This is a genomic window from Mycobacterium sp. TH-M106 (assembly GCF_057473765.1).
This window is the reverse complement of sequence record NZ_JBYCLE010000114.1, coordinates 1-10,509: the sequence shown is the minus strand read 5'-3', so window position 1 is coordinate 10,509 and position 10,509 is coordinate 1. Positions and strand designations below refer to the sequence as shown.

Sequence of the window (10,509 nt, the reverse complement as noted above, 5' to 3'; positions counted from 1 at the left end):
GCGGCATACCACAGCGGCCACACCGGGTAGTCGGGCGGCGGCTGGTCGGGTGGCGGACGGCGGAAGTACGGCCAGATCTTCACCAGCCGCGGCAGCGCGGCAGCGACCAGCAGCGCCGGCCAGGGCATCGCCGCCGCCAGCACCGCAACGACGACCAGTAGATAGAAGCCGACCATCATGGCCAGTGTCACGGCGCGGGCCCGGACGTCGCCGAGCAGCACCGGCAGCGTCCGGATGCCGAGCGGCGCGTCGTAGGGAATCTTGTCGACGTGCTTGCCCATCAGCACGGTGGTGCACAACAGCCCGTACGGCAGCGACGCCAGCACCACCGGCCAGCCGATTGCCCCGACCGCCGAGTAGTAGGTTCCGCACACCATCAGCGGACCCCAGACGACCAGGACGTCGAGTTCGCCGAGGCCGCGCTTCTTCAGCCGCAGCGGCGGCGCCGTATAGGCCACGCTGAGCACGAAACCGCCGAGAGCGAAAGCAACTACCGACCAGCCGCGCGCCCAGGTCAAAACGATCAGGATCGCCAGGTCGACGAGGTTCACCGCGAGGATCGCCAACCCCAGGGTGCGACGGCTGACCAGCCCGGACAGCACCGGATGGGGGGCGTAGAGGGCCCGCGGGTAGCTGGCGGTATCGCTGCCGGCCTGGGTGTCGTACAGGTCGTTCATCAGGTTGTTGGCGATATGCGCGGCGATGATCCCAATCAGGGCGAGCGCAAGCCAGCGCCAGTCCAGGCCCGGCCGCCCGACGGCCAGCAGAGCTGCCACCAGGCCGGCGAACACGGTCATCGGCAGCACGGCAGCCCGGCTGACGACGATCCAGCGGGTGACCGGGTCGACCGGTGCGTCACCGGGCGGCGGGTTGGTGGTGCGCAGGGCGTAAACCCACGAATGAGCCCAGGAGCGCAACCGGGATTGTGGCGTGGATTCAGCTTCCGTCATGGTGAAAACCTGCGGCCTGCGGATAGCGAGCTGATTCAGCCCCGGAATATGCCGAAACTGGGCTGCGGGGGCTCTTCTAAGGGATACGGAACGATCCCGGGAGGCATGTAGGAACCGCTGCCGCCGATGAATATCCCTGGCTGCCAGCCCTGGGCTCCCACACACAGCAGCGGCAGCCCGTCGGGAGTCTGTGCCGCCGACTGCGGACCCGGACACGGCGAGCCGATCTCCTGGACGCCGTACAGCGGGTACGAAATCATCCAGTATCCGCCGGAGGTCGGCGTCCCCCGTAGCGGGTCCGGGTACTGGTTGGGAATGAAATGGCATGTCAACGCCTGACCATTGGGGCCGTGCCCGAAGGTGAAGCGCTCCCAGTTGTCGCAGGCATAACCCTGCGTGGCGTCCTCAACCATGCCCGGCACGTCGCCGGGGTAGGACTTCGGGTCGGCGCCAGCGGCCGGCACCGCGGCCATGGCGGCACCCGCGGCGAGGGTCGCGACGGCTAGTTCACGAATCATTCTCCGTCCTCGCATCCAGTGCACCTGGCCGGTACTGAAAATGCTTAGACCAGCCCTGCGCTGCAGCCTAGCGGGTTGGAGGGATGCGTCATCGCAAATCGGCGGATTGCGGGTATCCGACAGAGCCACAGCGAGCGCCCGTTCAGTGGCAATCAGTGACCGCGCAGGCCGCGAAGGCGGTTGAGCGCCCGGCTCAACAGGGAGCGGGGGTGGTCCGGTTGCGGTGCCGCGGCCGCCGGCGGTGCCGGTGCTGCCACCTCGTCGTCGACTGACGGGCCCTCCCACACCGGCGGGGACGCCGTGGCCCCTTCCGGCACCGCATCGGTCGACGGTGCCGATTCCTCGGCCGGGGGTGGCGCGGCGACGGGCGCCATCGGTGCGGCGACGGACGGCACCGCCACCTGAGCCGCGTGAGCCAGCCGAGGCGCCTGAACCATCTGTTCGGCCGACCGCCGGTCATGTGCGGGAGCCAGCTGCAGACTTAGCACGATCGACAGCGAAACCACGAAAGTGGGAACTGCGACGGCCAACATCGCCAGCGCCCCAGCGTAGGGCAGTGCCTGCGACCGTCGCCGGCCGCTGTCGCTCATGTCCGCCGTGTCGGTGATTCCCATACCCGGCCCGGCTTGTGCGGCGCCGCGGGCCAGTGCCAGTTGCGCTGCGGCTTGAACGAACACCGGTATCGTCAGCTCCGTTTCCAACCGCACCGCGAGCTCATCCCTGTACTCGTCCGGCCCGGTGATCACCAGCATGTCCGGGTGCCAATTGCCCCGAGCGAAAAGTGTTGTGAGCCAGTCGACTATGTTATCTTCGCCATCAACAGTCCGCTGGATGACCGCTGGGCCGTCAGCACCGGCGTCATGCGTCATCACCATCGTGGCCGAGCCCGGTTCGATCACACAGACCGCCGTCTGCCCTGACCCACCGATCCCCTTGGCCATCGCTTCGGCGGCCCGGTCCAGCCGAACCGGTACGACGTTGTCGAACCCGGCACAGGCCAGGGACTCCAGCAGCAGCGCGGCCTCCGCGGCCGCATCGCCGCTCCAGGTCACGCCGATGCCACCCAACCGTCGGTCCTGCGCTTCCAGCATCGCCTGCACGCGCTGCACAACCGAGGTCGCCTGTTGTGAGGTATCGACGGTACCGACCCCACCGTGGCGCCGATCAACGGCCAATTCCGCATGGGCCAGCGTCGTGCCGGCGCCCGGCCCATCGACCAGGACCCACCCGATGGTGGCCGGGCTTATCGACAGACCCAGTAGCGTCTCCAAAAATCGCACACCTTAATCGTCTCGATCTGTGGCGCCGCAAGACTCCGCCGGCAACGCAAGCAGCCCGCGACATCGTGGTCCGGTCGGCTTACCGGGGAGCCTACGCGGGTTGCACAGCGCTGGCTGCTTTGGCCCCCTGCCGAGGTGTCCACTATCCGCTGGGAGTCGGACGTTTGAGGGCAATCGGTGGCTGGGGGGATGATTGCCGCGGAGTTGCCGGCCCCACCCGGGGCCGTCACAATGTTGTCACGCGGTTCGCATCATGATCGACACATTTGCTACGTTCCGGTAAATTGTTCCGGTGACTTCCCGAGAGCACACGCAGGATGGCATATGACAAGGGGCCAGCTATGACAGACGTGACCACGACGATACGTGGTTGGGCACGCCGAATTCTGATCGGCGCGACAACGGCCGCAGCACTGCCGGGATTGATCGGTCTAGTAGGAAGTGACGCAACCGCGGGTGCGTTCTCGCGGCCCGGTCTTCCCGTCGACTACCTGCAGGTGCCGTCAGCGTCGATGGGCCGCGACATCAAGGTCCAGTTCCAAAGCGGCGGCTCCGGTTCGCCGGTCGTCTACCTGCTCGACGGCCTGCGCGCCCAGGACGACTACAACGGCTGGGACATCAACACCCCCGCGTTCGAGTGGTACTACCAGTCCGGACTGTCGGTCGCCATGCCGGTGGGCGGGCAGTCCAGCTTCTACGCCGACTGGTACCAGCCGGCCTGCGGCAAGGCCGGGTGTTCGACCTACAAGTGGGAGACGTTCATGACCAGCGAGCTGCCGCAGTTCCTGGCCTCAGACCAGGGCGTCAAGTCGACCGGCGCAGCGGCGGTCGGTATCTCGATGGCCGGGGTCTCCGCAATGAACTTTGCGATCTACCATCCAGAGCGATTCATCTACGCCGGCTCGCTGTCGGGCTACCTCCAGCCCTCCCAGGGACAAGGTTGGATCGGCATGGCGATGGGTGATGCCGGTGGTTACAAGAAGGAAGACATGTGGGGTCCCGACAGTGACCCGGCCTGGCAGCGCAACGACCCGACCGTCAACGTCGCCGCGCTGGTCGCCAACGACACCCGACTCTGGGTGTACTGCGGCAACGGCACCGCGAACGAGTTGGGCGGCAACAACATCCCCGCCACGTTCCTGGAGACCAACTTCATGATCGGCGCCAACAAGAAGTTCCAGGAAGCCTACACCGCCGCCGGTGGGCACAACGCCGTCTTCAACTTCCCGGACTACGGCACCCACAGCTGGGAATACTGGGGTGCGCAGTTGCAGGCGATGAAGCCTGACCTGCAGAGCCACCTGGGCGCCAGCGGTGGTTGAGGCAGCTCCAGCTCGAGTGAGTCGGGCCCAATGCCCCGCTGCGTTTCGCAGTCTTTAGGCGAAGTGTTCGGATCAGGTCCGTGCAAGGTTCGGTGACGGTTCGCATGGCGGCCCCCGCGCAGCAGATCTGGGATCTCATCGCGGATGTCCGCAACACCGGACGGTTCTCGCCGGAGACCTTCGACGCGGAGTGGCTCGACGGCGCCACCGGCCCCGGGGTCGGTGCGCGCTTCCGCGGACACGTTCGCCGCAACGGGATCGGGCCGGTGTACTGGACCACGTGCCGGGTCACCGAGTGTGAACCCGCCCGCGAATTCGGGTTCCAGGTTCTGGTCGGGGACCGACCAGTGAACCACTGGCATTATCGGCTGGCCCCCAGCACGGACGGCACCGACGTCACCGAGTCGTTTCGAATGGCCGACTCTCCCCTGACCACCCTGTATTACTGGGTGTTCGGCGGGTTTCTGCGGCAACGGAGCAACATCCGCGACATGCGGCTGACCCTGGAACGCATCAAGGACGTGGTCGAGGCGGCCTGACCGGCGTGCACGCTCGGCTACGTCATGGTTAGCTCGGCGGGCGGGCCACGCACTGCGCCATGTACAGCGCCTCACCCAGCTTGTCCATCAGTTCGAGCTGGGTTTGCAGATAGTCGACGTGATTTTCCTCATCGGAGACGATGCCTTCCAGCAGCTTGGCCGAGGTGCTGTCCTGTTTTTCCCGGCACATGACGATGCCGGGCTTGAGTCTGTTCAGCACGTCGAGTTCGAGTCCGAGATCACTTTCGAACTGCTCGCGCAGCGTCTGGCCGATGCGCAATGACCCGATACGTTGGTAGTTCGGCAAGCCGTCGAGCAGCAGAATCCGGTCCGTCACCGCCTCGGCGTGTCGCATCTCCTCGAACGACTCCGCACGGGTGCGTGCAGCGAGCTCGGTGAAACCCCAGTTGTCTTGCATTTTGCAGTGCAGAAAGTATTGGTTGATTGCGGTGAGTTCGCTGGTCAGTTGTTCGTTGAGCAGACGAAGAACATCGGGATCACCGTTCATGATCGCTCCTAAGGTGTGAAGACCGTGTGAAGGCCGTCGCATCGCGCCGTGTCCAATCTAGTGCAGGCGGCCATTGCAGGCGCACCAACGTGGCACCCACGAGGCGGATCCATTTGTGGCCGATTCGACACCGTGCCTCCCTGCACAGGGGCATGAACTTAGGTTAGACTGCACTAATATGAGCCTCGAAGCGGTTCGGAAGTAGCGCGATGTACGTGTGCCTGTGTGTCGGGGCCACCAATCAGATGGTGTCCGACGCCGTCGCGGCCGGCGCGGTGACATCACGAGAGGTCGCCGCTTTGTGCGGCGCCGGTGGTGACTGCGGCCGGTGCCGACGCACGGTCCGGGGCATCATCGCCGACACCCTGGCCACTACGCCGACGTGTGCTGCCAACGACTCGCTGCGACACCCGGCGCTGGAAATCATCCCCGCCGCGGCGCGCTGATCAGCGGTCGCGCCGGCTGGCCCGCGCATCGTCGTTCTGGGGCAACATCACTGGACTGACGGGCCTGGCTCGAGCCCGACACCCGACTCGGAGGTGAAGCCGTAGACTGCTCACCCGTGGCACTGAGCGACGCCGATCTCGAATACCTGGGCCGCTGCGTCGAACTGGCGCGCACCGCGCTCGACAACGGGCACGCGCCGTTCGGTGCACTTCTGGTCGGTGCCGACGGCAAGATTCTCTACGAGGATCACAACCGAACCGGCAACGGTGACCTCACGCAGCACCCTGAGTTCGCCATCGCTCGGTGGGCGGCAACGAACGTCGCGCCGGTGCGCCGGATCCGAGCCACCGTTTACGCCTCCTGCGAGCACTGCCCGATGTGCGCAGCGGCGCATGGCTGGGTCGGCTTGGGGCGCATCGCGTACGCGACATCGGCAACACAGCTTGCCCGGTGGCTCGCCGAGTGGCATGTGCCGGCGACACCGGTGGCACCGCTGCCGATCGCCACGGTGGTGCCCAAGGCGGTGGTCGACGGTCCCGCACCCACACTCGAAGGCCAGATGAAAGCGCTGTACGAGGCCAAATACAAGCCGAGTGCACCTTGAGGTTATCGGGCCAGCCATAGATGGCAACCAAACGACGGGTTCCCAAACCCGGCGACCTCGCACCGCTGATCCGCTTGCGCAAGCCCCGGCTCGACCGCACCAAGCATCGGCTGGAGACTGCACTGACCATCCACGATCTGCGCCGCATCGCGAAACGCCGCACGCCGAAGGCGGCGTTCGACTACACCGACGGAGCCGCCGAGGAAGAGCTCTCGCTCGGACGCGCCCGGCAAGCCTTCCGCGACATCGAGTTCCACCCAAGCATCCTGCGCGACGTCACGACGGTGCGCACCGGCTGGGACGTCCTCGGCGGCCCCGTCTCGGTACCGTTCGGGATCGCACCGACCGGCTTCACCCGGTTGATGCAGACCGAGGGTGAGATTGCCGGCGTGCGCGCCGCGGCGGCGGCCGGAATCCCGTTTTCACTGGCCACCCTGGGCACCGCGTCGATTGAAGACGTGCGCAACGCGGCTCCGCACGGCCGCCACTGGTTCCAGCTGTACATGTGGCGTGATCGGGACCGGTCGATGGAACTGCTGCGCCGCGCCGCCACCGCGGGTTTCGACACGCTGCTGGCCACCGTTGATTGTCCGGTCGCCGGAGCACGGCTGCGCGACACCCGCAACGGGATGGCCATCCCTCCGGCGTTGACACTGCGGACCGTGCTGGATGCGCTCTCGCACCCGCGCTGGTGGTTCAATCTGCTGACCACCGAACCGCTGACGTTCGCGTCGCTGGACCGGTTGCCGGGCACCGTCGCCGAGTACATGGACACCATGTTCGATGCCAGCCTGACCTTCGAAGATCTGAGCTGGATCCGGGGCCAGTGGCCCGCCAAGCTGGTCACCAAGGGCATTCAGACCCTCGACGATGCCCGTGCCGTGGTCGATCTCGGCGCCGACGGCATCGTGTTGTCCAACCACGGTGGGCGCCAACTCGACCGGGCACCGGTGCCGTTTCACCTGCTGCCGGCGGTGGCCCGTGAGCTGGGCAGAGATACCGAGATCCTGTTGGATACCGGCATCATGTCCGGCGCGGACATCGTGGCCGCCGTCGCCTTGGGCGCGCGCTGCACTCTGATCGGGCGGGCCTATCTGTACGGGCTGATGGCCGGCGGCGAGGCCGGCGTCAATCGCGCCATCGAGATCCTGTCCGAGCAGCTGACCCGCACCATGCGGTTGCTCGGCGTGTCCTGCCTGGAAGAGCTATCGCCAAAGCATGTCACCCAGTTGCACCGGTTGGTCCCCCGCTCAGATGGTTAGAACGCGCAAGTGGCGAGCGGAGCAGGGGCGCTTTGGTACTGCGAGACGTAACGAACGGATTTAGCGCGCTCGACCTTGCCGGGCCCCGAAGACGTTGCCGATTCGCTCGATTGCCCGGGTATACCGGTGTTATGGCCGGTCGGCAACAACTGGTGCAACGGTTACTGCAGTATGCCGGCACCACGTATGCGGAAGAGGCCGGCATCAGACTTCAGGACAAGCCGATGCCGCTGTTTCAGCTACTGGTGCTGTGCATGCTCGCCAGCAAACCGATCAGCGCTGCGGTAGCAGCGCGGGCCGCACGTGAACTGTTCGAGATCGGCGTGCGCACCCCACGCACCGTCCTGGCGGCCGGAAGCCACACCCTGATCGAGGCCCTCGACCGCGCCCACTACGTCCGCTACGACGAAAGCTCGGCGGCCCGGCTGGTCGACATCGCCAACGCTGTGCACGCCGACTATCGTGGCGACCTCCGTGTGCTGGCCGAGCGCAGCCGACACGACGTTGCTGTCGCCGTCGCTCTGCTGAAGGGGTTCGCCGGTATCGGTGACACCGGCGCACATATTTATCTGCGGGAAGTGCAAGACGTCTGGACCTGGGCCCGACCCTTCTTCGACGACCGCACGCTGGCTGCGGCCCGCGTTCTTGGACTGCCCACCGACGCACGCCACCTGGGCTCCCTTGCACCCGGTAAGAACGCAACGCTGGCCGCGGCGCTGACGAGGGTGTCACTGGTCGCGGACGTTCGCGCGCAGGTGATCGGTTGACGACCCCGACCGTGCTACCCGACACGGTAGGGTGGTGACCGACATCGGCGTCGCTGCGCTTCCGCTCCGGTGACCTCGGTTTGTGTACCCACACCACAGAACGGAGGAAGTCATGTCCACGTCGGCCGCGTTCGTCATCGTCGGTGGTGGCCTGGCCGGTGCCAAGGCAGCAGAAGCGCTGTGCGACAACGGCTTCGATGGAACAACGGTGTTGCTCGCCGAAGAGCGGCAGCTGCCCTATGAGCGTCCGCCGCTGTCCAAGGAATTTCTGGCCGGTAAAAAGACACTCAGCGACTTCACCGTGCATTCCGCTGACTGGTACCGCGAACACGATGTCGACCTCCGGCTGGGCACTCGTGCGGTATCGCTCGACCCCGCGGGGCACACCGTCGGCCTGGCTGACGGAGACAGCGTGCACTACGACAAGCTGTTGCTGGCCACCGGTTGCCGGTCACGCCGGCTGGCCATCCCCGGCTCCGACGCCAACCGGGTGCACTATCTGCGCACCATCGGCGACGCATCGGCGTTGGATTCCGCACTGGCCGAAGGCTCTTCGCTGGTGGTGGTGGGCGCGGGATGGATCGGCCTCGAGGTGGCCGCCGGCGCTCGGCAGCGCGGAGTCAACGTCACCGTGGTCGAGACAGCCAAACTGCCGCTCCTAGCCGCGCTGGGCGAAGAGAACGGCGAGGTTTTCGCCAAACTGCACCGCGAGCACGGCGTCGACCTGCGGCTGGCGTCGGCCGTCACCGAGATCACCACTACCGACGGCATCGCCACCGGGCTGCGGCTAAGCGATGGATCCCAGATCGCCGCGGACGCGGTGCTGGTCGCCGTCGGCGCCCATCCCAACGTCGAACTTGCCGAGCAGGCGGGGCTCGCACTCGGGGACGGCGGCGTGCTGGTCGACCCTACCCTGCGCAGCAGCGACCCCGACATCTACGCGGTGGGCGATATCGCTGCGGCCGAGCATCCGCTGCTGGGCGGCCGGGTCCGCACCGAGCACTGGGCGAATGCGCTCAAACAGCCAGCCGTGGCGGTGGCCGGAATGCTCGGTGAACGCGCCGAATACGCCGAATTACCATACTTTTTCACTGACCAGTACGACCTCGGCATGGAGTACGTCGGCCACGCGCCGACTTACGACCGGGTGGTGTTCCGCGGCGACGTCGACGGCCGGCAGTTCACCACCTTCTGGATAGGCCGCGAGAACCGGGTGCTGGCCGGGATGAACGTCAACATCTGGGAGGGGCTAGACGATATCAAGGCCCTGATCCGGTCGCAGGCGCCGGTGGACCCGGACCGACTGGCCGACCCGCAGGCGCCGCTGGGCGACCTGACGGCCTGACGGCCTGACGCACCCGCAGGGTATGCAGACCGGGGCCGGTGCAATAAGGTGATGGGCATGACCGGTCAACCGCCACGCAACCGGGCGTCCGTCCCAGCGAGGTCGCTGCTGGCCGCAGCCCTGGTCGGGTCCGCGGCCATCTCTGGTGTGCCGGCGGCCGGGGCGACGCCGGACAAAACCAGGGCGACGATCCGCTATGAACTGACCGGCTCCGGTGTCGCCGGGTACGTCACCTACCAAACCAACGACGGTCAGGCGCATGCGGCGGATGTGCCGCTACCGTGGTCGACGGAGTTCCTCGGCTGGATGCAGGACGCGAACACTCCGGCCTCCGTCTACTTGGTGAGCGCACAGGGCGTCGGGCCTGGATCAATCAGCTGCAAGGTTCTGATCGGCGGAAAAGTGGTCGCGCAGAACACAGCGGCCGGCGACCCGGCGCGAGTTCTCTGCGAGCACCACTGACACCCATGGCCAGCAGCGGGTTGCTCCGCTGCACCGACGACGGACGGACGAAGACACCCGGCTGCGCGATGGATGGACAGCACCCGGTGTGTCCCCTGGTGTCGTTGGTACCTCAACTGTCGGCGCTGCACCATTTCCGTACCTACGTCGACGTCGCCGTCGTCGTCGTGGTGCTGGCGCTGACCAACCTGGTCGCGCACTTCACCACGCCCTGGGCGGGTGTCGCCACGGTCCCGGCCGCCGCGGCTGGCCTGGTGATCCTGGTCCGGTGCAATGGTCTGGGCTGGGACGAACTCGGTTTGGGCCGCAGGCACTGGAAGTCCGGCGCGGGCTACGCGCTGGCCGCGGTGCTGGCGGTGGTGTCGGTCATCGCCGTCGGCACGCTGCTGCCCTGGACTCGTCCGATGTTCATGAACAACCACTACGCGACGGTCTCCGGCGCGCTTGTCGCCTCGATGATCATCATCCCGCTGCAAACCGTCATCCCCGAGGAGTTGGCGTTCCG

11 protein-coding genes and 2 pseudogenes are annotated in these 10,509 nt (G+C 66.6%); 9 read left to right on the top strand and 4 right to left on the bottom strand.

Annotated features, from left to right (window positions below; genetic code table 11):
- The 3 genes from AC2VOP_RS04095 to AC2VOP_RS04085 form a co-directional block, all read right to left on the bottom strand.
- Window positions 1–950 (bottom strand): prenyltransferase (locus AC2VOP_RS04095; protein ID WP_486959787.1); only part of this gene is annotated, 950 nt, incomplete at its 3' end.
- A 35-nt stretch (window positions 951–985) separates the two neighbouring features.
- Window positions 986–1,468: a hypothetical protein gene (locus AC2VOP_RS04090; protein ID WP_486959786.1), complete on the bottom strand. Its 483-nt coding sequence runs from the start codon at window positions 1,466–1,468 to the stop codon at window positions 986–988.
- 152 nt (window positions 1,469–1,620) lie between these two features.
- Entirely contained in the window at window positions 1,621–2,748 is a 1,128-nt protein-coding gene (locus AC2VOP_RS04085) for a DUF7159 family protein (RefSeq protein WP_486959785.1), read from the bottom strand.
- A 341-nt stretch (window positions 2,749–3,089) separates the two neighbouring features.
- On the opposite strand from AC2VOP_RS04085, the gene AC2VOP_RS04080 reads away from it, so the two are divergent.
- Window positions 3,090–4,070, top strand: coding sequence for an esterase family protein (locus tag AC2VOP_RS04080; protein ID WP_486959784.1), 981 nt, complete (start codon window positions 3,090–3,092; stop codon window positions 4,068–4,070).
- A 61-nt stretch (window positions 4,071–4,131) separates the two neighbouring features.
- A pseudogene (locus AC2VOP_RS04075) lies at window positions 4,132–4,609 on the top strand (SRPBCC family protein); the annotation flags it as partial.
- 28 nt (window positions 4,610–4,637) lie between these two features.
- On the opposite strand, the gene bfr reads toward AC2VOP_RS04075, so the two are convergent.
- Entirely contained in the window at window positions 4,638–5,117 is a 480-nt protein-coding gene (gene bfr / locus AC2VOP_RS04070) for a bacterioferritin (protein WP_486959783.1), read from the bottom strand.
- A gap of 209 nt (window positions 5,118–5,326) precedes the next feature.
- On the opposite strand from bfr, the gene AC2VOP_RS04065 reads away from it, so the two are divergent.
- From AC2VOP_RS04065 to AC2VOP_RS04035, 7 genes and pseudogenes are all read left to right on the top strand, one after another.
- Window positions 5,327–5,563: a (2Fe-2S)-binding protein gene (locus AC2VOP_RS04065; RefSeq protein WP_486959782.1), complete on the top strand. Its 237-nt coding sequence runs from the start codon at window positions 5,327–5,329 to the stop codon at window positions 5,561–5,563.
- 116 nt (window positions 5,564–5,679) lie between these two features.
- On the top strand, window positions 5,680–6,168 hold the full coding sequence (locus AC2VOP_RS04060) for a nucleoside deaminase (RefSeq protein WP_486959781.1): 489 nt from the start codon (window positions 5,680–5,682) through the stop codon (window positions 6,166–6,168).
- Between the two features lie 20 nt (window positions 6,169–6,188).
- A complete protein-coding gene (locus AC2VOP_RS04055) occupies window positions 6,189–7,430 on the top strand; it encodes an alpha-hydroxy acid oxidase (RefSeq protein WP_486959780.1) in 1,242 nt (413 codons plus the stop codon).
- Window positions 7,431–7,561: 131 nt separating this feature from the next.
- Window positions 7,562–8,197, top strand: coding sequence for an endonuclease (locus AC2VOP_RS04050; protein WP_486959779.1), 636 nt, complete (start codon window positions 7,562–7,564; stop codon window positions 8,195–8,197).
- Window positions 8,198–8,309: 112 nt separating this feature from the next.
- Window positions 8,310–9,542: an NAD(P)/FAD-dependent oxidoreductase gene (locus AC2VOP_RS04045; protein WP_486959778.1), complete on the top strand. Its 1,233-nt coding sequence runs from the start codon at window positions 8,310–8,312 to the stop codon at window positions 9,540–9,542.
- A gap of 57 nt (window positions 9,543–9,599) precedes the next feature.
- A complete protein-coding gene (locus AC2VOP_RS04040; protein ID WP_486959777.1) occupies window positions 9,600–10,004 on the top strand; it encodes an MmpS family transport accessory protein in 405 nt (134 codons plus the stop codon).
- A 68-nt stretch (window positions 10,005–10,072) separates the two neighbouring features.
- Window positions 10,073–10,509, top strand: a pseudogene (locus tag AC2VOP_RS04035) (CPBP family intramembrane glutamate endopeptidase); the annotation flags it as partial.